General features: G+C 67.9%; 19 protein-coding genes. 9 read left to right on the top strand and 10 right to left on the bottom strand.

Annotated elements, in window-relative coordinates; all coding sequences use genetic code 11:
- The first annotated feature begins 81 nt into the window (after positions 1-81).
- From ACFXKA_RS02635 to ACFXKA_RS02615, 5 genes are all read left to right on the top strand, one after another.
- Complete coding sequence (locus tag ACFXKA_RS02635) at positions 82-792, top strand: hypothetical protein (protein ID WP_379425559.1); 711 nt, start codon at positions 82-84, stop codon at positions 790-792.
- A gap of 103 nt (positions 793-895) precedes the next feature.
- Positions 896-2,434 carry a hypothetical protein gene (locus ACFXKA_RS02630; RefSeq protein ID WP_379425557.1) on the top strand — a complete coding sequence of 513 codons (1,539 nt, stop codon included), beginning with the start codon at positions 896-898 and terminating at the stop codon, positions 2,432-2,434.
- Positions 2,434-2,757 carry a WXG100 family type VII secretion target gene (locus tag ACFXKA_RS02625; protein ID WP_379425555.1) on the top strand — a complete coding sequence of 108 codons (324 nt, stop codon included), beginning with the start codon at positions 2,434-2,436 and terminating at the stop codon, positions 2,755-2,757. Before ACFXKA_RS02630 ends, ACFXKA_RS02625 begins: the two co-directional genes overlap by 1 nt.
- A 2-nt stretch (positions 2,758-2,759) precedes the next feature.
- Positions 2,760-3,263 (top strand): YbaB/EbfC family nucleoid-associated protein, encoded by a 504-nt coding sequence (locus tag ACFXKA_RS02620; RefSeq protein WP_379425554.1) that lies wholly within the window; start codon positions 2,760-2,762, stop codon positions 3,261-3,263.
- 219 nt (positions 3,264-3,482) lie between these two features.
- Positions 3,483-4,418 (top strand): hypothetical protein, encoded by a 936-nt coding sequence (locus ACFXKA_RS02615; RefSeq protein ID WP_379425552.1) that lies wholly within the window; start codon positions 3,483-3,485, stop codon positions 4,416-4,418.
- Positions 4,419-4,741: 323 nt separating this feature from the next.
- Here ACFXKA_RS02615 and ACFXKA_RS02610 read toward each other — a convergent pair whose 3' ends face one another.
- Positions 4,742-5,299 (bottom strand): hypothetical protein, encoded by a 558-nt coding sequence (locus tag ACFXKA_RS02610; protein ID WP_379425551.1) that lies wholly within the window; start codon positions 5,297-5,299, stop codon positions 4,742-4,744.
- A gap of 109 nt (positions 5,300-5,408) precedes the next feature.
- Between ACFXKA_RS02610 and ACFXKA_RS02605 the strand changes: the two genes are divergently transcribed.
- Together ACFXKA_RS02605 and ACFXKA_RS02600 are read left to right on the top strand one after the other, a co-directional pair.
- Complete coding sequence (locus tag ACFXKA_RS02605) at positions 5,409-5,723, top strand: hypothetical protein (protein ID WP_354830468.1); 315 nt, start codon at positions 5,409-5,411, stop codon at positions 5,721-5,723.
- Between the two features lie 9 nt (positions 5,724-5,732).
- Complete coding sequence (locus ACFXKA_RS02600) at positions 5,733-6,251, top strand: YbaB/EbfC family nucleoid-associated protein (protein WP_354830469.1); 519 nt, start codon at positions 5,733-5,735, stop codon at positions 6,249-6,251.
- Position 6,252: 1 nt separating this feature from the next.
- Here ACFXKA_RS02600 and ACFXKA_RS02595 read toward each other — a convergent pair whose 3' ends face one another.
- The gene (locus ACFXKA_RS02595; protein WP_354830471.1) at positions 6,253-6,912 is read right to left on the bottom strand and encodes a hypothetical protein; all 660 of its coding nucleotides are present in this window, start codon (positions 6,910-6,912) and stop codon (positions 6,253-6,255) included.
- A 239-nt stretch (positions 6,913-7,151) separates the two neighbouring features.
- On the opposite strand from ACFXKA_RS02595, the gene ACFXKA_RS02590 reads away from it, so the two are divergent.
- Complete coding sequence (locus ACFXKA_RS02590; protein WP_379425548.1) at positions 7,152-15,959, top strand: alpha/beta hydrolase; 8,808 nt, start codon at positions 7,152-7,154, stop codon at positions 15,957-15,959.
- A 56-nt stretch (positions 15,960-16,015) separates the two neighbouring features.
- A complete protein-coding gene (locus ACFXKA_RS02585) occupies positions 16,016-16,474 on the top strand; it encodes a hypothetical protein (protein ID WP_379425546.1) in 459 nt (152 codons plus the stop codon).
- Between the two features lie 203 nt (positions 16,475-16,677).
- Here the strand turns inward: ACFXKA_RS02585 and ACFXKA_RS02580 are convergent, their stop codons facing one another.
- From ACFXKA_RS02580 to ACFXKA_RS02545, 8 genes are all read right to left on the bottom strand, one after another.
- Positions 16,678-16,995 carry a PE family protein gene (locus ACFXKA_RS02580; RefSeq protein WP_379425544.1) on the bottom strand — a complete coding sequence of 106 codons (318 nt, stop codon included), beginning with the start codon at positions 16,993-16,995 and terminating at the stop codon, positions 16,678-16,680.
- Positions 16,996-17,052: 57 nt separating this feature from the next.
- On the bottom strand, positions 17,053-18,309 hold the full coding sequence (locus tag ACFXKA_RS02575; RefSeq protein WP_379425542.1) for a hypothetical protein: 1,257 nt from the start codon (positions 18,307-18,309) through the stop codon (positions 17,053-17,055).
- Positions 18,306-18,626, bottom strand: coding sequence for a type VII secretion target (locus ACFXKA_RS02570; protein ID WP_379425541.1), 321 nt, complete (start codon positions 18,624-18,626; stop codon positions 18,306-18,308). Before ACFXKA_RS02570 ends, ACFXKA_RS02575 begins: the two co-directional genes overlap by 4 nt.
- Positions 18,627-18,915: 289 nt before the next feature.
- Positions 18,916-19,314 (bottom strand): hypothetical protein, encoded by a 399-nt coding sequence (locus ACFXKA_RS02565; protein ID WP_354830482.1) that lies wholly within the window; start codon positions 19,312-19,314, stop codon positions 18,916-18,918.
- Positions 19,307-20,113, bottom strand: coding sequence for an ESX secretion-associated protein EspG (locus tag ACFXKA_RS02560; protein WP_379425540.1), 807 nt, complete (start codon positions 20,111-20,113; stop codon positions 19,307-19,309). The genes ACFXKA_RS02565 and ACFXKA_RS02560 overlap by 8 nt, the downstream gene beginning before the upstream one ends.
- A 4-nt stretch (positions 20,114-20,117) precedes the next feature.
- Positions 20,118-21,974 (bottom strand): hypothetical protein, encoded by a 1,857-nt coding sequence (locus tag ACFXKA_RS02555; protein ID WP_379425539.1) that lies wholly within the window; start codon positions 21,972-21,974, stop codon positions 20,118-20,120.
- A gap of 75 nt (positions 21,975-22,049) precedes the next feature.
- Complete coding sequence (locus ACFXKA_RS02550) at positions 22,050-23,588, bottom strand: hypothetical protein (RefSeq protein WP_379425537.1); 1,539 nt, start codon at positions 23,586-23,588, stop codon at positions 22,050-22,052.
- A 59-nt stretch (positions 23,589-23,647) separates the two neighbouring features.
- Positions 23,648-23,962: a hypothetical protein gene (locus ACFXKA_RS02545; protein ID WP_354830488.1), complete on the bottom strand. Its 315-nt coding sequence runs from the start codon at positions 23,960-23,962 to the stop codon at positions 23,648-23,650.
- Positions 23,963-24,012 lie beyond the last annotated feature (50 nt).

Here is a 24,012-nt window from a genome sequence, read left to right as displayed (position 1 = left end):
GGATTCTCCTCGACTCTGAATCCCATTGGTAAGCACCAGGCCGCGGCCGTTATCGCGCACGGGCGCAGGCGCGCGGCCGAATTGACCTCGCTGCTGGAGGGCGCCGGATTCGTCGCCGAGGACGAAGGCACCGAAACGTGGAGCACGACCGCCTTCGTGGGCGAGGGCTTCAACAGGGTTCACAAGGGGTCCAATGGCCGACTTCACGAGATTTCGGCCAACTTCTCGGGCCCCCCAGCGGAATTCGGCGAACTGGCGAGCCGCTTCGCCGATATGCCATTCGATGTCGTCACCGGTATCGAGAACCGTTCAGCAGCCCACCGGCAGAGTTGCCTGGTGCGATTGACCGAAGGGGCTGGGCACAGCGGTGTCATCACACTCGTCCAGCCGAGGGATTCCAGGCAGATCACCGCGACCTTGCAAGTGACCGGGGGGCCTTACTTCTACGGCTGGGACAAGCGCCCGGCTCTCTGGCGGATTCCGTTCACCAATACTTCCGACTATTACCGGCACAGCGAGAAAAACCAACGCCGCGAGGCCGAGCGGCTCGGATTCTTCGATCGCCGACCGTGGCCGGTGCACGCAGCTCCCCCGGGCGGCCTGTCCGAATCCGAGGCTTCGAGTCGAGTTCGGATGTACCTCATCGGCGCTGGCGTGGATACCGCGCCGATGACGTTCACATCACAGCGCGTCGATGATGCATGGGATGTGGTCCTCGCGGGCAGTCCGACGGCCGCCCTGGACGCCTTGCGCATCACCGACGACGGCTACATCGGTCCCCGCGAACACTGAGCGAACCTCGCCCCGAGCCGACACGCGTCCCTTGAATGTGTAAGGTCGCACAGGTATCCGACCGGGTGGAAGGTGCGAACCGGTCGAGGAGGGGAGTCGGGACGTGAGCACACCTCGGGCCGGGGATCCGGACGACGAATTCATGAAGTCGTTCATGGCCGGGTTCGCGGAGGCGAACAGTGAGCCTGATATCGGCTTCAGTCTGGTGTCGCATCCCGGTCCGGAGACTGTCGTCGACGAACAGCAGATCATCGAGCAGGCCCGGGAATTGACGCACCGGGTCGCCCGGGAGCTGGCCGCGGCCGCGCCCGAAGGGTGGGAGCGAGTCGACGCGACGTTCGCATGGACGGTCGCCGCCAAAGCCTGGAACGTGGTGTATTCCGCCGGGGAGCAGGCGGTTCGGGTCGAACCCGCGGAGTCGGTGCTGCAGCTCGTGCAGGAGCAGCGCGAGATCGCAGCCCGAATGAGCGAGGGTCCGTGGTGGCGGATGCGGATCAGTCTCAACAATGCGGGACAGGTGCAGACCGATTACGACTACGGCGACGAGCCCTTCCCTGATGATCAACTGTTCCCGGCGGAGGCGTACCTGGCCGACCTGCGGGAGTACCCGCGCAAGCGACTACCCGCCTGGCTCGCCGCCTATGTGAGTCACGAAGGTCGACTGATGCGACCGCCGCGGGTGGCCGCGGAACAGGCTCGGACGGACCGGGCCAAGGAGATTCGCGGTCGGGCGACCACCGAGGTGTTTCCGCCGTTGCCGCTGATGTGGTCGCACTGGACGGCGCTTGCCGCGGTGTTCGTGGCGCTGGACGCGCCCAATGGACCGCGAATGCTGCCGTCGCTCGGATGGTTCGAGGGACCGAATCGCAGTGGCAGCACGCTCTATGTATTGCCTGGCGACCGTGCCGTTATCTCCGGTGGCGTGCTGAACGCGCCGGAACTGAATGCCGTGTACAACGACGGCGCTCCGCTGCCACGACTGTATGCGGGAGCGCCGGATTGGGTGACCGACGCGGTACTGAATCCGCGCGCCGCGACCGGACAGCTGACCTTCTGTTATTGGTGGGAGGAGGGTCAGTGGATCCGCGGCGAGTCGCCGGACGGCCCGGGAATAGCCGCCGCCGTCCCTGGAATCTGGACGACCGGCTCGACCGTCGACGTGATCCTCCAGGTGATGGCTTCTGCAGGGAAGACCATCACAGACGCGACCAAATCTGCTGTATCGGTTCTGGTTTCGGCGGCACAGGCCGGGTTGGTGACCTACGAGACGCTCGCTGCGGTATTCGATCCGGCCGAGCATGATGCCGATGCCGCACTAAACCAATTCACGTTGGCGGGGCTGCGGACCTTCGTCACCGCGCCCCCACTGAGCCGGATCGATGCGATCGAGCAGGTGCGGCGGTTCATCCTCGCGCGCGGTGTCGATACGAGCGGATATCCGCTCGATCAGCTGACCGCCGAGCGAATCGACAACGGCTGGATGGTTTTCGTGCCCACGCGGCCCGGCGAGATCATGATCGGCCGCGCGATTTATTACATGGCCGATGACGGAGTCATTGAGGCATCGTCATCCTCGGTGCCACCGACGGTGTACATAGCGGGGTTCACCCAGCGATTCCACGAGCGGAGGAGTAATTCCTGATGGTGGATAAGGTCGAAGTCGATCCGGAGCTATTGCGGCAGGCCGCAGTCAAGACCGACTATGTCAACAGTCGTCTGCGGTCGGTGGTGGACGGACTCATGGGCAGTCTGTCCGCCAAGGGCGAGCCGTGGGGAAACGACAGCTACGGTGAGGAATTCGCCGGATCGGAGGATGGATCCGGATACAAGGCGGCTCGTAAGACGCTGAAAGATCTCTCCGACACTCTGGCCAAGAACGCCGAGACCAACTCCGACGGACAGAACCAGTCCGGCAAGAAGCTCGACGGCACTGATCAGAACAGCGCCAGCCAATTCGGTAAGTAGTCATGGCGAACGAGAGCGCGAAGGCCGAACTGGCCTCGATGATCGACGAATTCCAACAGCAGATGCGGGTGCTCGGCGAGATCCAGCAGAAGCGGGCGCAGTTGATGGCGACCGGATACGCCCTGCAGAAGCGGGTCACCGTGGTCGTGAACGCCGACGGCACCGTCATCGAAACCAAGTTCGATGACGAACTCGAAGGCCTGGCGCTCTACGAACTGAGCAAGGCCGTCACCGAGGCCGCCCAGGCCGCGGCCACCGAATTGGCCGGCAAGAGCGCCGAACTCACGAATCCGATCCAAGAACGCCGCGGTCGCATGCCGAAAATGTCAGACCTCATCGAAGGCCTACCCGACCTCACCGACCGAATCCCCGAACCTATCCCAGCCTCCACCGCTCCCCCGAATTCGCCCGAGCGACAGCAACACAACGATCCCGTCATGACCTTCACCGACGTCGAGGACCTCGACGACATCACACCCGGGCGAATTCGCGCGGACGACTGGTGAAACGACTAGCTCATGGTGAAGACCCAGGAGCCGTTGCAGTCGGAGACTAGGGCTCAGTCGGATTCGTAGCGCCAGGAGCCTTGGGCGTAGCCGGGTGAGTAGCTGATGTTCCAGCCGCCGGTAACTGTTGAGATGGGGTTGCCGTCGTAGGTCAGGTAGCTCACGGGATACCCAACGGCTGGAAATGGGTATAGGTGTAGCTGCCGCCGTGGGAGGTAGATGCTGTCTTCCAAGCGAACTCCTCCGTTCGAGGTAGTCGCGGTGCTGGCGGTATTGGGTGGCGTACTGCTGCTTGCCGGGGTCGGGCGACGGCCCGGATGTCGGTGGTTCGGCGCCTTCGTCGCCGGAGTGGCGGCCGCGTTCACGGTTTCGATGGCGTCCAGCCTCATGTCCACGGGCGAGGATTGCAGCTATGGGCTGGGATTCTGGCTCTTGGTCGTGGCCATTATCGGCTCGATCACCGCACTGGTGAACATGATTCGCGAGAAGGCGATCGCGCCGCCGGATGGCGCGGGCGGCGCTGCGGATCGGACCGCCGGGTTGTTCCTGATACTCGCATCGGCGGTGACGGTCGGTTCGGGAGTGCTGATAATCTCCGGGATTACGTACGAGAGAACCTACAACGGGGTACGCATAATCGGTCACGGCTGGCACATCGGCGATGCGATACCCGTGGTGATCGCGGTGGCGGCGAGTGTCGTGGCCGTGCTTCTTTTCGCCGCACGTGGGGTACGCAGCAGGGCAATGCGGATCACCAGTGGGTTTGCAGCCGGAGTCGTCTTGGGGTCAGCGCTAATGCGAGTATTTTTCAACCAGATCGCTCTGGGCTTCCCATCCGGATTTGGTGCGCTCACGATCGGCTACGGGCTGGGGATTGTGGCGGTCTTGCTGTCGGTACCAGCGGCGATCGCCAGCTTGGTGGCACAGTTGGCCAAGCCGCGCATGCCGACACCCCCAATCCGATACGCGCCAGGATTTCATGCCGCCTCCGGGCGCGATGCCGGTTGGCGCGCCGAATCCGTTCATACCGGCCGCGTCTGCGCCGAATCCTTTTGCGGCGGCCTCACCGGCACCCAATCCGTTCGCGTCCCCATCCAATGTTGGAGCGACCGTGAAGCTTCCGCCGCAGCCGCCTCGGATGGCGAAGGTGTATGACGGGAAGGATGGTGAGGGGCGGCCTGTGGTGGAGCGGCCTGTGTTGGAGGGGAATGTGCGGACTGCGGTGCTTGCTTATCTGGAGTCGGCGCCGGTTGTGTTGGCGGCTCGGAGTTTTGAGCAGGATGAGTTTGTGCCGGCGGATCGGGATGTGCCGTTGAATTTCCGGACCGATGGGACTTGGGTTTGAGCGGGGCCCGTGTCGCATTACCTGCATAAGCATGGGTTGCCGCCGGAGGCGGAGCTGGTGCGGCACATTGCGAACCGGGGGTATCGGGTGGGGGAGGTGGATGAGGCTGCGAAAGATGCGGCGGTGCGGGTTATTACCGGGGGGTGAGGGCGGCGGTGTAGGTGTCGCGGAGGGCTTCTAGGCGGGGGCGGGTGAAGCGGCCGGGTTCGGTGTTGTAGGTGGCTCGGCCTTTGTCGGAGACGAAGGCGGAGGCGGGGATTCGGTCGGCGGTGGGTGGGAGGAATTTGAGGGCTTCCTCCACTGCGGCCAGGGCCGTGGCGAGGGTGTGGCGGGCGGCTCGCGCGGCGCGGTCGTCCAGGCCCTCGAAAGTCGCCGGGACCTGGCGGATGCAGACGTCGGAGTACCAGAGCCAGACGCCGGGGTCGAGGAGTTCGGAGGGGTTGTCCAGGCCGAAGCGGACCGAATCGGCGGGGGGCGGGAGGATGTCGGCGGGGAGGCGGAATTCGTAGGTGCGGGTGGTGCCGCAGCGAGGGCAGTCGCCGGTGTAGCGGCTGGCCAGGTCGCCGTCGTCGGTGGTGATGACCGCGCTGCGGTATTGGCAGCGGGTTTCGCCGCAGGTGGGGCAGGGTTGGAGGGTGAGGTAGAGGCGGGCCTCGGCGTTGGTCCGGGCCAGCGGGAGGGTGTCGGGCATGGGGGCTCCTTCGGCCGGGGTGGGCGGTTCGGGATTGATCTTGCCAGGCGCGGGGCGACGCGTCTCGTTCATGTTGTGTTCACTGATCGGTTGTGGGACAGTCGATCTTATGGCCGGGAGAGTGCAGGTAAATCCGGAATCGGTGCGCGACGCCGCGGGGTTCGCCGCGGATATTCAGGCCCGCTTGCAGTCGATGGCAGACAATGCGCGGGCGGCCGTCTCGCCGGGGGCCGCCGGGTGGGGCGATGACGATTTCGGGGGCAAGTTCGCCGACGGCGCGAAGGGGTTCTCCACCAGTAGCGAGAACATGGCCAGCGGGACCGAGAAGCTGGCCGAGTCGTTCAAGAATCTGCACAGCGGGCTGACCGATTCCGCCGACAAGCTCGACCAGATGGAACACGGCAACCGCAGCACTTTCGCGTAGGCGGGCGAAATGGTCAGGGAGAACGGTGAACTCGCGAAGGCCGACATCCTCGAGGGGTTCACGGCGCAGATGCGGGAGATCGCGGAGGCCTCGCGCCAGCGGACCAAGTTGATCGCCAGCGCCTCGGCGGCGGGCGGGCGCGTACAGGTCACGGTGAACGCCGACGGGGTCGTGATCGCCACGCGGTTCTCCTCCGACATTGACGAACTGAGCTATGAGGAGATCGCCAAGGCGGTGACGACGGCCGCGCAGAACGCCGCGACCGATGTCGCGCGGCAGGGGCGAGAACTGTTGCAGCCGTTGCGGGACAAGCGGGCGCGGATGCCCAAGCTGTCGGAACTGATCGAGGGCATGCCGGATATCGAATCCCAAGCGCCGACCGTCGAACCCGCCTCACTCGCTCCCCCGCGCTCGCGGGAACGGCTGTCCCAGCTTCACGAGCCCGGACCCGACTTCAGCAATGCGGTGGGCTACGAAGCGTGGACCGAGGACCAAGACAAGCGGGGAGCCACCGACTCCGGCTGGTGAATTACTCCGAGGGCCCGCGCAATTCGGGGTAGTAGGTGCGCTGGAAGGGTGACAGTTCGGAGGGGGCCAATTGGCCCGCGCCTCGGCAGATAGGGCAGTAGCGGGAGCCGTTGCATTCGGGGCAGAGGCGGCCGCTGGACAGTCGGCCCCGGCCGTCGCATTCGGGGCAGGCACCCAGGCCGTCGCACTCGTAGCAGAGGACGTAGCCGGGGGTCAGGGTTTCGGGTGTACGCGCCGGCTCGGGGCGGGGGTAGTCGCCCGCGGCGCGCAGGGCCAGGGCGGGGGTTCGGCCGCTGAACATCACCGATGAACTCTGGTCGCTCACACGGACTTCGATGGTGCTGCCGTCGCGGTGACCGGTGACCAGCACAGCGCGGTTCTCCACCTCCTGCGCGCTGACCTCCCAGCCCGCGGCAGCGAGCAGGGCGCCGGCGCGCTGGACGATATCGGCGGGTGGGACCTGTGCCGGTCGCTGCCCGCGGATCAGCCCCGAATAGTGGTAGCGCGGCGGTTCGGCCCAGTCGACGACGGTGGGATCGTCGAGAAACAGCAGGCTCAGGTCGGTGCCGGGGGTCAGGTCGGTAATGAGTTCGACCAGTTGCGCCCGCAGGGCCGCGCCCAGCCGGTCCAGTTCCTCGCGTGCACTCGAGATGTCGCCCATGCGGCCTCCTTCCAGCCGGACCCTATCACCGCAGGAAGTATGCGGGCCGGTCACCGGTGACTCATTCGGCGTTCGTGTTGAGTTCACCTGCTTGGCTGTGGCACAGTCGGTCTGGCCAAGATCAGATCCCGACCGGCGTGAGGTGGCCTGTGGCGCTGGAGTTTCCATCGTGGCTCGAGTGGCTGAGCTGGTTGGTGGGCTCCGAATGGCCGCATGGCAACGAAGACACCATGTGGCACATGGCCCGTGACCTGGAATCGGTTGGCGGACAGGCCGATAAACTTCTGGATGACCTCGATCATCTGATCGGCGCGATCGGCAAGGCCTACCCGGACGGCACCGGCGGCGAAGAGATCCTGAAATGGCTGAAGCCGCTACGCGACGGGGACGGCTCCGGGCACGGCTCGATCAAGGAGTTCGGCGACAACTATCGTCAGCTGTCCACGGCCGCCGACGGATTCGGCGATCAGCTCCAAGGCGCGAAGCTCAACTTCTATATCGCGGGCGGATGGCTGATCGGGGAGCTGGCCTGGGCCGCGGCCACCGGGCCCTTCGCGCCGGAGTCGGAGGCGGCGGTCTTCGCGTCGGCGCGCATCGCCTTCCGCAAGCTGGGCCAGCTGTTCGCGGACCGGATCGCGGAACTGGTCGAGAGCCGGATCACCAATGCGCTGCTGCGGGAGGTGTTGACCAAGGCCATCTACGAGATCGGCAAGGGCGCGGTCATCTCCACCATCCAGGCCACCACCCAGGAATTGCTGGTCCAGTCCATTCAGAACATGGACGGGCACGGGCACGGTTTCGACCTCGGCGCGATCGGGAAGAATGCGCTGGTCGCGGGGCTGTCCGGCGGTGCGGGCGGCGCGATCGGCCTTGGCGCGCACCACATCCTGCCCAGCGAGGCCGGAGGCGGTTTCAAGGGCGCGTTCAGCGGCATGCTCACCGGCGCGGCCGCCGGAGCGGGCGGAGCGGGCGCGGGCTGGCTGGCCAATGGATTGGTCAACGGCGACTGGTCATTCGACCCGCGCTCCCTCACCGGTGGCGCGTTCGCGGGTGCGGGTCCCAGTGGACTGCACGGCTACAACGGCGAATCCCCCCACGCCGGAGCACCCATGGGCAGTGAACGCGGCGATGGCAGTGTGCGCGCTCCCAGCGAAACCAGCACCAAGGTCGACGTACCCGAGCAGCCGGGCACCACCTCGGACGGCCGGACGGCCAACGTCGATGCGCCCGGCAACGGACAGACCACACCCGGAGACTCGGGCGCTGGACAACACGGCAGCCCCGGCGAGACGAACGCCAACGGCCAGCACGGCACCACCGGCGACACGAGCGCCAATGGGCAGCACGCCACCACCGGGGATCCGAACGGGAACGGACAACACGGAGCCCCCGGGGATACGAGCCCCAACGGGCAGCACACCACCGGGGATCCGAGTGCGAACGGGCAGCACGCCACCGGTGGCGACCCGAATGGCAATGGGCAGCACGGGAATACCGGTGACTCGTCCGGTGGCGGCGACAACCCGCACGGGCAGCAGTCCGGCGGGCCCAGTCTGCACGCGGCCAGCGCGCCGGAGGCCACCGCTACCGACACCGCGCCACCCGCCCACGATCAGTCCTCCGACCACAGTGACGACTCCCAGCGGTCCGACAACAACGGCTTGTTCACCTCGGACAGCCGCCGCGCGCCCGCGGACCCGAATGTGCAGGACACGGGCGGCGCAACCGATTCCGGGGCGCATCGCGCCTCCGACACCCACTCGGTCGGCGACTCGTCAGCCGGTGACACCACACGCGCGGATGCGAGCGGAACTCCGGAACATCGCGCCGGAGACGCAACGTCCGCCATCGACCCGACCGGTCGCGCGCACGACACCGGAATGGACGCGCGCACAACAGAATCCACTGCGGACCACACTTCGGAAGCATCCAGGGACGCGAATTCCACGACGGCGACGAACTTCTCGAACGAGAACAGCACCCGTCCCATCGGCGAGCCCGGCAAGTCGGCGGATACCAGCACCTCGAACAGCGAAACGCGGTCCCCGGCAGCGGATCCGGCCAAGGTCGCCGCACCGCGCGACCTACCCCGCGGTACGACGGACGGCAGCATTCCCAAACCCGCCGACGGCAGTGCCCCCAGAGCCACGGACGGCACCGCCCCCAAGCCCACGGATGGCGGTTCGCCCCGGACCCCCGACAGCCGCGCCGGAGTCGGACTCGACCGCGCCACCCGGCCCGACGCCCCGGTGCAGGCGCACCGCACCGGCGTCGAACCGACTGTGCGGCAGGCCGACTCGAATACCGGCAATCACGAGCAGCCGGTGACCGCAGACGCGCCCAACGACTTCCTGAACCTCTCCGGCGACACGACGCGAGAGCCGGTCGAACCGACCGCCACCACGCACGACCGAGCCGACCAATCCGGCGATCGGGTCGGCCGGCCCGGCGATCACACCGACCGACCTGGCGACCGCACCGTCCGTCCCGGGGAGCAGGCCGACCGCCCCGGGGACCATGCCGCCAGGTCCCGCGACAACGACGGTCCGGCAGACGACCGCGGCGGGCTGCCCGGCGATCACCGCGTATCCCCCGATGACCGCGCAGGTTCCCCGGGTGAGCATCCGGATGGCGTGGCCATCTTCCCGCTTCCCGTCGACACGCCACCACACGCCCGTCCGGACGCCCGCGAGTACGCGCCCGCCGCGGCCGGTCCGGTCGGCGACTTCCACGGAAACAACCGCGGCTCCGGCGAACTCACACTCACGGACGTGCACGGCCAGATTCAGGAAGGCCTGCGGATCATGACACCCGAAGGGATGTCGTGGAATCCGGAGAAGGGCCATTTCGTCCTGTCCGACGGGCGTGTCGTCCGGATCGAGGTCGGCGAGACGTCGAACCGGAATGTGGCCGAATTCCGGCCCAGCGCCGACGGTTACGACGTGCGGCTGTCGAAGCACGCCCGCAACGAGGATGTCGTGCGCGCGCTCGCCCACGAACTGGCCGAGATCCGTCTGTCGCAGGACCCGGACATCCTGATCGATCCGCACGATGATCGACCCACCCGGATGTCCACCCAGCTCGGCGGACGCTTCGCCGAGCTACGGACGCTCACCACGCAGATCGATCACGCCACCATGAACCCGGCCCGGGCGGAACAGCTCCCCAGGTTGCGGCACGACCTGCACGACCTGATGGATCATCTCGGGTTCAACGATTCCGAGCACGCGCCGACCGTGGAACGGCTACTGGCCGAGCATGCTCCGGACCTCGCGCACCGGCTGCAGCTGGAGGCCGAGGGTGTGCTCGCCGAGCGGCCGACCTTCGACCAACACCTCACCGAGGACGAGTTCCAGCACGCGGCCGAGCAACATCTCGACCGACTGCACGAGCTGATGACCGGCGACCACGCCGAAGATCTCCTGCGCGCCGAACAGCAGGGCCTCAACGGCCGGATGCGCGAGGAGCTTTCCCGTCGAGTCTTCGAGCCGATCTTCGAAGAAGAGGCCAGGGCCCCCCGCAAGCAGGTACCCGGGCTGCTCCCGGCACTCGACCCGGTCAACGCGGCCATCAACCATCCGACGCTGCGCGGGCACGAGCAGGCCGCCGCCATTCACCGGGCGATCGACGCCTTCCACGACGGCATGCCGCAGTCGGCGCGCGACGCCCTCGGCCCCGAGCGCTTCGCGCGCATGCACGCCGCCGCGGACGCCTTCGCCACCGCGCCCGACCGCGTCACCGGCGTCATCGACCACGCGACCGGGCGCATGACCATCGGCGGCGAGCAGACCACCCTCGCCGATTTCCTGCACGGCATCGACCGCGCCAACCGGGGCGCGACCGACAACAACCTCACCGTCGAGTACACGGTCATCCTGCACGACGCGGTGGACGGGCTGTCCACGGTCGAGGTACTCCCCCGCCCGCAGCCGCAGCATCGACTTCCCCTGGAGCAGTATCGGTTCGGCGACGACAACCATCCCATCGACCACCAACCCCGGCCATCCGCCCCGGCGGCCGCGGCGGGCGGGCACACCATCGATGTCGGTGTCGGCCGCGGCGCATTCGCCGTCGAGATGACCCCGGCATCCGACAAGGCCGGTGGCGGGCTGATCATCAAGACCGAACTCACCGACGCCGCGATCGGCGGGCAGCGCCGCCGCGATCTCGGCATCCTCGACGCGGGACCGCTCATGGAACCCGGCTCGGTCATGGTGTACGGCGATCTGCTGGGCAATGGGCACCTGCTCGGCGGGGACATCGCGCGCGTGTTCATCAACAATGTCAGCGCCAAGCTCCCCGACGAGGCGTATCACCCTATCGCCGAACACCTTTCGAAGATCATGGCTCCCGGCGGCCAAATCGAGATCCAGTGGGACATGAAGCCCGAGAAGCCCGGCGGCGAGGAGGGCGATCGGAAGCACATTCTGGGCACCAAGCTGTGGGAGGCGATGGAAGCGCCGTACCCCGACGGCGGGAGTCCGTTCAAGCTGGTGGAGCGCAAGGAGTTCCCGCACCCCGGCAATCCGGACTACTACTACACCATCGACGCGGGCTCCAGTAACGAGCTGCCGCACGAGCGGATGGCCGGGTTTTCGCCTCCGCAGCCCGAGCATCGGTGGATCATGGTCTACGACCCGGATTCCACTGCCACACACGGCGTCTCGGAGCACGAAGGGGCGTCGCTCCCGCACGACCAGGACACCGACCACGGAAATGCCAGCCCGATCGGCGACTTCCACGGCGACGCTCGTGAGGGCGCGGAGAATCTGCAGCCGGAGTTCGTGCTCGACCAGATCCGGGACAATCTGGGGCTCATCACCCCGGAGGGCGTCGCCTGGAACCGCGACGAGCACCACTTCCTGCTCCCCGGCGACGGTGGCACCGTGAAGGTCACCGTGGGCACCACCAGTGACGGCAATGTGGCCGAATTCCACGCTCGGGCAGACGGTTCCGGGTATGACGTGGTGCTCTCGGAGCGGGCTCGCAACGAGGACGTGGTGCGGGCGCTCGCGCACGAACTGGCCGAGATCCGCCTGTCGCAGGACCCGAACATCCTGATCGATCCGCACGACGATCGGCCCTCGACCATGACCCCCCACCTGGGTGGCCGGTTCGCCGAAATGCGGGTGCTCGAAGCGCATATCGACCGCGCCAGCGCCGATCCGGCTCGCGCGCACGAACTTCCACGACTGCGTCAGGACCTGCGCGACCTCGCCGAACACCTCGGGATGAACGATAGCGACCACGCGGCCACCGTGCGCGACCTACTGACCAGGCACGATCCGGAGGTCGCGCAGCGATTCAAGCTCGAAGAGCTGGGCCTGCACAAACATCGGCCGATCTTCGACACCCACCTGACCGAAGACACCTTCGAACACTCCAGCGCAGAGCATCTGAATCAGTTGGAGCACTCGCTGTCCGGCGATCGTGTGGCCGATGTGGTGCGGGCCGAGCAGCTGGCACTCGACGGGCGCATGCGCGAGGAAATGGCGCGCCGCGTCTTCGACCCGCTCTTCGATAACAGCACCAGGGCCGCCCGCAAGACCGTCGATATCGAATACCTGCTCAACGCGCTCGACCCGCTCAACGCGGCGATCAATGACCCGACGCTGAGCCCCGGCGACCGCGCCGAGGCGATGAAGATGGCCATCGCGCGCTTCCGCGACGATATGCCCGAGAAATTCCACGAGGCCATCGGCACACAGGTCTTCCACGACATGTACGACGCCGCCGATAGGGTCGCGTCCGGCATGGACCGGATCAATGCCGTAATGGACCACGCCACCGGCGTGCTCGTCATCGACGGCGAGGCCACCAACCTCGGCGACTTCCTGCGCCAGGTGGACAGCGCCAATCGCGGCACGGGCGAGAACGGGCTCAATGTCGAGTACACGGTGGTCGTGCACGACGCCGTGGACGGCAAGTCCGCCGTCGAGGTGCTGTCGCGACCACGGCCGCAGCATCGACTGCCGTTGGACCAGAATATCTTCGGCGAGAACAACACTCGCATCCAGCACGAGCGACTGCCCGCCACGGGCGTCGAGGGCCACACCATCGATATCGGCGTCGGCCGCAGCGCCTTCGCCGTCGAGATGACCCCGGCCGCCGACCGTGCCGGCCGCGGCCTGATCATCAAGACCGAGCTGGCCTCCGAATTCCCCATCAAGGGCCAGCGTCGACGCGATCTCGGCATCCTCGATCCCGGACCGCTGACCGAGCCGGGCACCGTCATGGTCTTCGGCGACCTGCTCACCCAGGGCAATATCCTGAGCGCCGCGCCCACCGGCGAGGTGGCGCGGATCTTCATCAACAATGTCAGCGCTGACCTGCCCGAGCATGTCTACCGCGACATCGCCGCGCGACTGCCCGAAACCCTCGCTCCCGGTGGGCGAGTCGAGGTGCAGTGGGACATGAAGCCCGAGAAGCTCGGCGGCGAGGAGGGCGATCGCCACCACATTCTGGGCACCAAGCTGTGGGAGGCCATCGAATGGCACTACCGGGACGCGGAGAACCCGTTCCGTCAGACCGGGGAGACATTCCCGCCTCCCGGCAATGAGAATTACGACTACACCATCGACGCCGGTGCCAGCAACAAGCTGAACACCAAGGTGATGGCGACCTACAACCCGCCGTTGCCCGAACACCGGATGGTGATCACCTACGACCCGCATTCCACCGGCGAGCAAGGATATTCGACTCCGGAAGCACCCCACACCGAGACACCCCACCCCGAAACGACGCGCACCGAGACACCGTCGACAGAGCACGGCACGGCGAGCCCGGTCGGCGAATTCCGGGGTGACGCGCGACCCGAGGGCGCGGAACCGCTGACGCGGGAGAACGTGGTCGACAAGGTCGAGGGCAATCTGCGGCTGATCCAGCCCGAGGACGTCGTCTGGAATCCCGAGGCGAGCCGCTTCGAAATGCACCACGACGGCCGGACCCTCGACATCACCGTGGACGTCGGGCCGACCCGAGACAACGCCGTCGCCGAATTCACCTGGCGCACCGACGAATCCGGTCGGGTCACCGGTTACGACATCCAGGTCTCACCGCACGCCCGCGACGAGGACGTGGTCCGCGCGGTGGCACACGAACTGGCCGAAATCCGACTCGAACAGGACGACCACGTACTCACCGACCGCACCGACGACCGCCCCACCCGGCTGACCTCACACCTGGGCGGCCGCTTCGCCGAGCTGCGGGTCCTGGTCGACCAGATCGGCGAGGGCGTCGCGGCGCGCGTCAAACCGCATCTCCTGGCGCCCCTGCGCCGCGACCTGATCGACCTGATGCACCACCTGGGTCTGCACGATCCCGAGCACGCGCCCACCGTGGAACGGCTACTGGCCCAGCACGATCCGGACCTGGCGCGTCTGATCGATCAGACGCGCCTACCGGACCCCGGTGTGCTGCGCCCCGGCCCGGTGGACCACGACGCCACCCCGACCGAGCATGATCTCGGCCGCATTCGACAGTTGCGTGAACTGGCCGAGGGGGCACAGGCGGGGCACGATCCCGCCACCCGCCGGGAAGCGCTGTCCCTGGTCGAACGGCTCGGATTGCGGGAAGGCACCCCGGGCGCGGCCGACCGGCGTGCGCTCGTCGCCGAATACCTGACCGAGCACGCCCGCGGGCACGTCGAGGACCTGCTCGCCGACGTCGGCCGTCGCGAGACCGAATTGCCCACCGCCGATAGGGAATACGTCGAGACGGTCCGCCTCGAACGCCGGGCCGCGGACGCGCTCGACTACCTGTCCATCCCGACCCACGGCGCGATCATGCGGACCCACATGGTCTATCGGGCCGAGATGGCCGAGCATCTCGCGCACCCCCAGCGGGCGGAGTCGGGACCGCTGCGGCTCACGGACGACCCGCACGTGGTCCAGGATCCCCGAACCGGTGAGCGCTGGTTCCGGTGGCCGCCGAGCACACACGAGTACCCCGACCACACGCCGGTGCCGGACATCGGGCTCCCCACCGATCCCGACCACCGACTGCCGATCGATCCGCACCAGCTGCACGACGAATGGCAGCACCTCTCCCCCGAGGAACGCGACGCGTGGCATCGCGCGGATCCGTTCATCGGAAACCGCGACGGCATACCGCACGCCGACCGCGATCATTACAACCGGCAAACCTTCGACATGCTGCGGCACCAGGCCGAGCAGGACATGCTGCGGGCTCAGGCCGAACCCGAGACGCCGGAGGTGCTGGCCGAGCGCAAGCGGATCCAGGAGCGCCTCGACATCCTCCGGGACATGTGGGACAACTACCTGAGCCTGCCGACCGAGGAGGGCATGCCCGCCGTCCACCTGGCGTATATCGACGAGAAACTCCAGTACATCTACGCGCTGGGCGATCCGGATACCGCCCAGAACGTGGCCGTCGAAGTGGCCGGTGCGTTCAGGCGACGCAGCGGTGTCGGGTACGCGCTCGAGACGCTGGCCCAGGTGCGGCAGGCCGCCCTGGCGATCGACCCGACCGCGGAGACGTCGGTCATCCTGTTCGGCGCCTACAACAATCCGAATTCGCTGGTCCAGGGCATGCACTCCGAGCACGGCGAGGGCGGTGCGGCGAAGCTGCGGGAGTTCCACGACGGGCTGCGGGCCACCCATCAGGGGCCGCCCGCGAACACCACCACCATCGCGCACTCGTACGGCGGTGTCACCGCGGGGCACGCGGCCGGGCACGGGCACGAATTGAACACCGACACGGTGGTTTTCATCGGTGCCATCGGCAGTGGTGTCACGCATGTCGGGGATCTCCGACTGACCGGTGTCGATCCGACCGAGATCGGCGACCACGTGTTCGCGACCATGGCCGAGTACGACTCGCTGGTGCTGATGCCGCCCACCCACGGTCCCCTGCCCAGTGATCCGGGGTACGGCGCTAGGGTTTTCGAGTCGGGCAGCCAGCCCACGCAGACCCGGCTGGGCTGGAATCCGGACGATCACGGCGGCAAGAACTACTTCAGCGCCGCCCACGATTCCTACCGGATCCTGGGCATGATCCTGACCGGCAACGCGCACCGGCTGCGGTGACAACACACACCACGGGGCCGAGCGCGCGCCCTTCGAAGCGAGGAGACGAGGACCGGATGCCCACGGCGACAACGCAGAGTGCCGCCCGCGCACAACTACTGCGGCACCTCGGCGAGACCCTGCGCACGTTGCCCGCGGAGCTGTCGCTGACGGTCCGGCATCCGGACCTGCCCAAGGCGGTGTTCCACCGTGGCGTCACCCTGCCCTGGGACGACGGCGATCCCGACAGCCCGCTGCGCTTCCTGGACATCAGGTACTGGGTGCTGGGCACCACGCCCGAAACATCGGAACGGTATTTCGAGTCGGTGCTGCGCGCGTGGACCGAGCAGGGCTGGGCCACCAGCTCCGACCCGAACCAGCTCCCGCGCGCGGCGTACGCGCGCACCCCCGATGGATTCGGTTTCGCCCTCACCCAGAGCGTGAACGGCTACCTCAGCCTCGCCGGCTCCACCCCGCCCTTCGAGCCCGAATCGGAAGCCGCGGAACCGCTTCCCACCACGATCGAGCACCCGTAGGGACCCGCCTCCGAGCGCTCTCAGGCGCAAGCCGGAGCGCAGCGCCGAGCTCCACTCCCGGTACCTCGCGAGAGTCCGTCATCCGCAGACGCGCCCCGAGCCCGACGAGGGCTCCCCAGACCAGGCGGGCTCCCCGATTCGCGCATCCGGTCGGATCACCGCGAAACCGGCTGGAGTTCCCGGGGCTTCGCGGCCGAGCTGGATCAGAGGTTGGTGAAGTCCACCGCGTTGGCGGTTTCGACCTGGCCGAAGGTGTGGGCCTGGTCGCGGACGACCGCGGCTAGTTTGCGCAGTTCGTCCACGCCGGAAGCACTCTGGCTGACGAAGGATGCGCCGACCGCGGTCAGGGTGTCGGCGGCGGCCAGGGATACCTTGTCGGATCCGGCGGCGGGGACGGACAGGGCCTCGCCGTCCGCGCCGAGTGCTGCCTCCAGGCGATCGGCCATGGCCTCCAGGTCCGCGGCCGCGGCCAGGACCTCATCGGCGTCGAAACGTACGCCGCGCAAGTTGAATTCGCTCATCGTCCCTCCCTTTTCAGCGCATCTTATCGCGTCGCACCGACCGATACCGACTGGGTTTCACGACTGTGCGGGACGCGGGCCGTTGGTGCCGACCGCGCCGACCACCGGCACACCGGTGTAGCCCAGCTCGCCCACGACCTCGTCGCCGTGCTCGGCGGTGACCATATTCGTGCGGACTTCCTCGTCGGCGTCACCGGCCTGCGCGGACGCACCCGCGGCGGCACCCATGGGCGGCACCATGCCGCCGCCCATGCCCACGCCTCCGGTGGCCGACACCGGCACGGGAGCCGGAACGGGCGGCGTGGTGGTCGTGCTCATGGTGCGGGGGCTGGCCTGGCCCAGCGGGGTCGAGGGCGTGCCCACTCCGCCGAGACCGCCGATCGGGGCGAGACCGCCGCCGAGACCGCCCGAATCCGTCTTGGCGGCAATCGGTTCGGCTTCCGGGGTCGGATCCACCTGGGAGGTCTGGCTGATCGACTGCAACTGCTGCAATTGCTGCACGCCCGTGCTGGCCGCACTGCTCACCGGCGAGATCAGGCTCAGCAGCTGCGTCACCTGCGACAGCGAGTCCACGCCCTTCGGGGCGTCGGTGACCTTCACCTTGTGTCCGGCGGTGGTCATATTCGCGCTGTGCACCGTCATTTCCGCGCGGGTCTTGGCCACGGTGGCGGTCGCCTCCGCACCCGTCTCGGTGGCCAACGACAGCAGGAACGCCTGCCCGGGCGGGGTGGCGATGAACGGGGCGGCCATGGTGACGCCGGTGACGAACTTGGCGATGATGGCCGACATGGTCGCCGCGCCGGTGGCCACCGAGGTCGCCGCGCCCGCCATCACCGTCTTCTGCTGTCCGTTCTGGGCTTCCAGCTCGAGCGCGTTCGTCTGTGCCGCCGTGCCCTTCTCGGCCGCGCCGGTCGCGCCGGAGCCCTGCCAGGAATTCGAGTTGGCCAGCGACATGACCGACTGGGCGATCGACATCACCTGCTGCAGCGCGCTCGACACACCCGAGAGCATCTGCGTGGCGTCCAGGCCCTGACCCAGTTGCCCGGTGCCGAACGCGGAGGCCAGATCGGTGAGCGGCTTGGTGAGCGCGGTCAGATCCAGGGTGGGCAGCGGCGGCATATCCGGCAGCGGCGGGATCGACGGCAGCTGCGGCAGCGCGGGCAGGCCGAGCGTCTGCAGGACATCGCCCACCGGGCTGTCCAGCAGCGGCGCGAAGTTGGTGTCGCGCAAGGCATCCGCCACCGACTGGCCGGTGGCGACGGTCGGCGTGGCCTGGGCGGCTCCCGTCGAGCCCGGGTCGAACGGCGCGCTCACAGGTCCAGCGACAACGAGAGGAAATCGACGCCCGCGGCCTCGTCGGTGGCCTGGTAGCCCGCCGCCGCCTCGTGGGCGGTGACCGCGGTGCCGGCGTGCACGGCGGCCAGTTCGGCCACCGAGGCCAGGTGATTGGCTTGCGCGCCCGCGTAACTCAGGAGAAAGTCCTGTCCGATCAGACCGAAGACCGGGACCAATCCGGCGACCGTGGCGACCTGATCGACCGCGGCGGCACCGGCGACGGCGCTCGCCATGGTGGCCGAGGCGTCTCCGTAGGCGCGGATCGCTTCCGGTGTGGCAACGAGATGGCTGCTCATGAGACCCCCATCGGGAAGATCATTTCAAATCGAACTATACAGAGCGGACATTCGCCCGGCATAGGGAAGAGTTCACGAACTGACGAACAGACCGGTGAACGCCGGGTATACAACTCCGCCTCCCCGGAACTTCAGCGGACGGCTCGGGGAGCGTCCAACGCCATACACCCGCGCCAACATACAGTGCCACAACAATTTTGGGCGTGCCCGGCGAGTTACCCGCGCCTTCCGAAACCAGTTGTCACGTCCGATATCCAACCATGCTGGCGCACTGGATATCTCACTCGGTTCAGATCGGTCGCAGCCAGCTGTCGGGCTCGGTCTCGTACTCCTGTTCCTCGACATATTCCTGGCGAGTCACCTCTGCCATGGTCGGTAAACCGGTCAGCGCCAACAGTTCGGGCGCGAGACCGGCGGCTTGCAGCTGGGCACGCCGCTCGACCCCGGCGCGGGCCGCGGACTGGCGGCACAGGCGCAGAATCTCCGCGGCCAGCAGCTGCGGGTCCTCGCGCAGGCGATCCCGTTCCACCGAAATCGCCCGGGGCAGGCCAGCTTCCGTGGTGGTCACCACGATCGCGCCGGTGCGCGAGGACAGGGTGAACTCGGTCGGGAAGTCGGGGGCTGCCGGGGTGTCCGTGGATGCGGCGGGGAGGTCCTGGGATTCCATGGGGTCGTTCCCTTCACTCATCGGCCATCACCTGCACCACCTCGGCGATGTGGTCTTCCAGCACCTGAACCAGGCGGCGGCGGTCGGCCGCGGCGGCCACCGGGGGATGCTCGCCGATGATCACGTAGCGTCCGTCGTCCTCGAGGTCGCGCCACTGCAGTCGATAGCGGGCGATGCCGCGCGGGCCGAAACGCGAACGGCCCTGGACCACCTCGATGGTGCCCTGGCTCGGCGTGGGCGCGGCCAGGAAATCGGCGGCGCGGGTGACGACGGTGCCCTCCAGGGTTTCGTGTGCGGGCGACATGCCGAAGTCGTAGTCGGTCTCATCGGTGTCCTCGGTCTCGGCGAGCACCAGATCGCCGCCCTGCGCACCCGGGAAGTCGCGGCCCGCCGGGGTGTCCGGCAGCGCCGCCACCACGCGCTCGGCCAGTTCCTCGGCATAGAACTCCGACAGCGTGAAACCGCTGCTGTGCCGGTAGGTTTCACCCGGATGCTGCACCAGCAGGTACCCGGCCTCACCCGAGCGGATGCCGAGCAGGCGAATGGTGCCCGACGCCGAGAGGCGATCGCGGCCGTCCCAGCCGTGCACCTCGACCCGCACCTCCGGCCGGAGCAGGGCGTGCAGCACCTCGGTGTAATCGGCCTCGTCCTCGGCCTCCCGAGCGCGCAGGCTCTCGCGGGCGCGGGCCATGTTCGCCAGGTGGTCGTTCCACCACTGGGTGCGGCTGGCGAAGGTCAGCGGGTGCGGCAGGAACTCCTCACCCAGGCCCTGCCACAGCGACAGCAGCTCGAGATCGGTGAATTTCCAGGTCCGGAGCACGAATTCAGCCCTCCACCACGGGCTTCGCCACGATCGGCGCGGTGCCCATGGCCTCGTCGAGGTACTCGTTGGAATCCAGGAAGTCGGGGCGCTTGTGCTCCTTGCCCTGGGCTCCGTGCGCGCCACTGCCGCCGTGGCCCATGCCGCCCATGCCGCCGCCCATGCCGCCGGTGCTGGTACCGGAGGCGACGCCCGCGCGGGCGGCACCGGCGATATTGCCCTCCAACGCCTCTTCGGCCACGGCCGCGCGCGGGAACAGGCGCGCATTGGCCACGTCGGCGAACGGCTTGAGCGGGGCACCACCGCCGGGACCGCCGCCGCCGGGGGAACCGCCGGCCGGCGTCTTCAGGTTGTCGAGCAGGTTGGTCAGCGGCGAATCCTTGAGCTGATCCTTGAGCTCCTGCGCCTTTTTCTGATCGGTGCTCTGCGAACCCGTGGAGGTCAGTGATTGCAGCGCGCTCTGCAGGCCCGACAGCGCGGACGTGCCCGAATTCGACGAGGAGCTCGGATTCGACGAATTCGAGTTGGTGCCATCCGGATTCGAGCCGTTTGGCGAGGTGCCGGTCGGGTTCTTGCCGTCTGGGTTCTTACCCGTCGGATCCTTGCCGTTGGGGTCCTTACCGTTCGGATCCTTGCCGTTGGGGTCCTTGTGGTCCTTGCCGTTCGGATCCTTGTGATCCTTGTTCGGGTCGTCCTTGCTCGGATGCGCGCCCTTGGGGTCGGTCTTCCCGCCCGGCCTCTTCGCGCCCGGGTCGCCGCCGCCCGGGCCGGTCGGCGAGACCCGTCCGGTCGGGCCGCCCGAGCGTGGATCCGGCCGGGAGCCACCGTAATCCGAGCGCGGATTGTCCGAGGGATTCTGCGTGGGCGGTTTGGTGGGATCCACCAGGATCGGAATCGTGGTGCTGGAGTTGCCGATTCCCGGGATGTACCAGGCGGTGAAGGCGGCGGTGCCGGTATTGATGATGTAGGTCTCGGTGGAGGTGCCCTTGAAGCTGTCCTCCCAGTGGCGCGGCATGCCGGCCTTGGTCTGGTTCAGCCAGGTGGCGGTGTAGAGCAGGTTCTCGGCGACGGCCCACAGGTCGGTGGCGAAGGCCGTGCCCTGTGCCTCGAATGCCTGACACGCCGCGACCGCGGCGTCGGCGCCCTTGCCGGTCCAATGACCATCGGACTCCAGCCTTTTGACCGCGCCGGTCAGGGTCTCGAACGAGGAGCCGACCACCTGCGCGATCCACTTCCACAGGGCGCTGCGATTGGCGATCGGCGTCGGGTCGATGCCCTGGCCCACGTCGAAGAACCACTTGCCGCCGTGGTGGGTCGGGTCCTCGGAGCCGATCGGATCGGTGTAGCGACCCGATTTCTCCTTGGCCACCTTGGCCATATCGCCCATGCCGTTGCTGTCGGAGGGCGTCGGGGACGAGGCGTCCGACCAGCTCGACAGGTGCGTGGTGCCGTCCAGCGGGATGCCGTCGAAGTGCATGTCGACGACGGCCTGGGTCTTGAGCTTGTCGAAGTCCGACTTCGATTGATCGTCGGTCTCGCGGTAGGACTTGCCCGCCGCCACGAAGGTGTCGCCCATGGCGTTCAACAGGGCGACGTAGTCGTCGATGATCCCGGCGACCCGGCCGCCCTCCTTGGCGAACCGATCCTGGAGGTTCAGGGCCGACTGCAGGACACCGTTATTGCTGAAACCGGAGTACTGATCGAGCAGATAGGCGTAGCCCCGGGCCGCGTTGAGCGCGTTGATGGCCTCGGCGGCGTACTTGGCGCCCGCCTCGGCCGAGCCCGGGTCCAACTGCAGCCGGTCGTGTCTCGAGTGCGCGTCCCGCGACAGCCCGAGCCAAGGGTTGTAGGTGTCACCCATGTACCGCTCCTAACTCGACCAACGCCTGAAAGATTACGGGTCGTCGCCGCAGATGCCACAGTCGTTCGACCCGTCTCACTGCGAATGTCGTTGGCGGAACCGCTGTTCCATGCCCGGCAGGTAGACCGAGGCGGGCATGCTGGAGGTGGTCTGCTCCACCACACCGTCGTCGGCGACGTAGTAGAGGGCCCGATCGATCACCAGCTCGTCCGGCTCGGTGGGCACGTACACCATCCAGCCGACCGGAAGCCGTTCGGCGCGAAGGCGATCCAGCGGATAGGCGGAGGTGTCCGTGCCCGCGGTGCGCACCTGGTGACGGACCGCGTCCAGGGCCTCGGACTCCGGCAGGGGGTCCGGACCCAGCCTGGCCACCCCGGCCAGGGTCAGCTGGTAGTGGGCGCCGTCGAGGTCCGCGGTGGGTCCGAAGGCGGATGCGAGGACGGCGCGGGTGACATCGGAGCGTTCTGCGGCGGCCACGAATTCCGCTACAGCCGAGCGCTGTTCGTCGGTGGGTGCCTCGGCGATGAGTCCGCTGATCACGTCGGCGACGGTGGCGGTCGTCCAGATGCCCGGGACCGCGGCGGCCACGTCGGCGGCGGCCGGGGATTCGCCGCGATACCAGCGGCCACGCTCCCACCAGTAGCAGAAGGTGAGCAGACCACCGGCCGCGCGGGTGTTCAGCACCGGGTTGGCGACCCACTCCGGTGCGCCCGCGAACGGGCGCGGCAGGGCGGCGCGACCGTTGTAGGCGGCCACCAATTCCGGTGCGTTCCAGACACCTCCGGACAGGACCGCGCGGCCACCGGGCAGCAGGTACAGCGACGAACCGGATCGGCGCGAACCCTCGAACCAGCCGAAGGACGGCAGCACCCGGGGGCCCCACTCGGAGCCCACCGCCACGAAGGCGGCGGAGATGGCGGCCCAACGCGACCACAGCAGTGGGAAATTCGGGAAGCCGTCCTCGGAAACGACGGGGAGATAACCGGATTCGCGGTCCGCGCGCGCGGCGATGGCGGCCTGGCGCGGATCGCGGGACTGGCGGTCGTCGTGGCGCAGGTACGCGGCCAGCCACATGGGTAGCTCGTCGCGCGGGTGGGCCGCCAGGTCGGCGAGGTAGTCCTGCGGGGCGAACATCTGGTCGGCCGGGAACGGCTCGTCGCCGTAATCGTGGTCGACGGTGAGTTCGCCCGCGGCGGTGACCTCCAATTCGAGCCGCCACCAGGGATCGCCGAGTTCGGCGGAGAGCTTGCGATGCTCGGCCACCAGGGCGAGGATCTCCGTGGGCGGCAGGATCTGGGCACTGCGCTGTTGATCGTCGGAGAACACGACCCGCGTCCGCTGACCGTTGACCGTGAGGGCGAAGGCGGCGCTCAGGTGCACCCAGCCCTGCGGGCCCAACTCGCGCAACTCCCCCGCGATGCGGTGGGCCAGGTTGCGGGCGCGCTGCGGGATGTCGATCACCGGGGCGGTCATGCTGAAGCCGATGTCGGGATCCGAATCGGCGGGGGCCTCGAAGGCTTCGATGAGCTCCTCGGCCTCGGCCGCCGGGGGGACGAGTCCGGCGGATGTGGCTGCGCCGGTGTGGTTTTCGCTGTGGTCAGGGGGAATCGTCACACGCAATCTTCTCCTCGGCCCGCGACGGTGCCGCCGCCGGGGCGAGCCTGGTCGGTCCGTCAGCTGCCCTCGGCCGAGCCCGGCTGTCGTTCGCGGGCGGCCTTGCGCTCCTCGCGTCCTTCAAACCAGTTGTCCATTTCCTCTTGCCAGCGTTCGGCATTGCTGCCGTCCAGCTGACCGGCGAAGGCTTGCCGGGCGGCGTCGATCAGGTCGGGGGTGGCGTTGGGGTACGCCTCGGCGATCGCCCAGAGCGCGTCCTGGGTGTCGTCGTCGAGACCGGTGGCGGTGTGCACGCCACGACCCGCCAGGACATGCGCGAGCACCTCGTCGAAATTCTTTCGCAACTCATCGTCGCTGGGGTGGCCGTGCCGCATGTCCCTCTCCTCCCGGTGCCGAGCCGGATCTCAGCATCACATATTCCGAT

Source organism: Nocardia sp. NPDC059228 (genome assembly GCF_042754245.1).
Classification (GTDB): Bacteria; Actinomycetota; Actinomycetes; order Mycobacteriales; family Mycobacteriaceae; genus Nocardia.
The sequence above is the reverse complement of the archived record's forward strand: the minus strand, read 5'-3'. Positions and strand labels throughout refer to the sequence as shown.

Excerpts from the sequence above, each read along its gene's own strand:
- ACFXKA_RS02615 (WP_379425552.1), top strand. The coding sequence starts at position 3,483 with ATGCTGTCTTCCAAGCGAACTCCTCCGTTCGAGGTAGTCGCGGTGCTG.
- ACFXKA_RS02565 (WP_354830482.1), bottom strand. The coding sequence starts at position 19,314 with ATGAGTGAAGGGAACGACCCCATGGAATCCCAGGACCTCCCCGCCGCA.
- ACFXKA_RS02580 (WP_379425544.1), bottom strand. The coding sequence starts at position 16,995 with ATGAGCGAATTCAACTTGCGCGGCGTACGTTTCGACGCCGATGAGGTC.
- ACFXKA_RS02625 (WP_379425555.1), top strand. The coding sequence starts at position 2,434 with ATGGTGGATAAGGTCGAAGTCGATCCGGAGCTATTGCGGCAGGCCGCA.
- ACFXKA_RS02620 (WP_379425554.1), top strand. The coding sequence starts at position 2,760 with ATGGCGAACGAGAGCGCGAAGGCCGAACTGGCCTCGATGATCGACGAA.
- ACFXKA_RS02570 (WP_379425541.1), bottom strand. The coding sequence starts at position 18,626 with ATGAGCAGCCATCTCGTTGCCACACCGGAAGCGATCCGCGCCTACGGA.
- ACFXKA_RS02585 (WP_379425546.1), top strand. The coding sequence starts at position 16,016 with ATGCCCACGGCGACAACGCAGAGTGCCGCCCGCGCACAACTACTGCGG.
- ACFXKA_RS02555 (WP_379425539.1), bottom strand. The coding sequence starts at position 21,974 with ATGGGTGACACCTACAACCCTTGGCTCGGGCTGTCGCGGGACGCGCAC.
- ACFXKA_RS02600 (WP_354830469.1), top strand. The coding sequence starts at position 5,733 with ATGGTCAGGGAGAACGGTGAACTCGCGAAGGCCGACATCCTCGAGGGG.
- ACFXKA_RS02590 (WP_379425548.1), top strand. The coding sequence starts at position 7,152 with ATGGCCCGTGACCTGGAATCGGTTGGCGGACAGGCCGATAAACTTCTG.
- ACFXKA_RS02595 (WP_354830471.1), bottom strand. The coding sequence starts at position 6,912 with ATGGGCGACATCTCGAGTGCACGCGAGGAACTGGACCGGCTGGGCGCG.
- ACFXKA_RS02605 (WP_354830468.1), top strand. The coding sequence starts at position 5,409 with ATGGCCGGGAGAGTGCAGGTAAATCCGGAATCGGTGCGCGACGCCGCG.
- ACFXKA_RS02545 (WP_354830488.1), bottom strand. The coding sequence starts at position 23,962 with ATGCGGCACGGCCACCCCAGCGACGATGAGTTGCGAAAGAATTTCGAC.
- ACFXKA_RS02610 (WP_379425551.1), bottom strand. The coding sequence starts at position 5,299 with ATGCCCGACACCCTCCCGCTGGCCCGGACCAACGCCGAGGCCCGCCTC.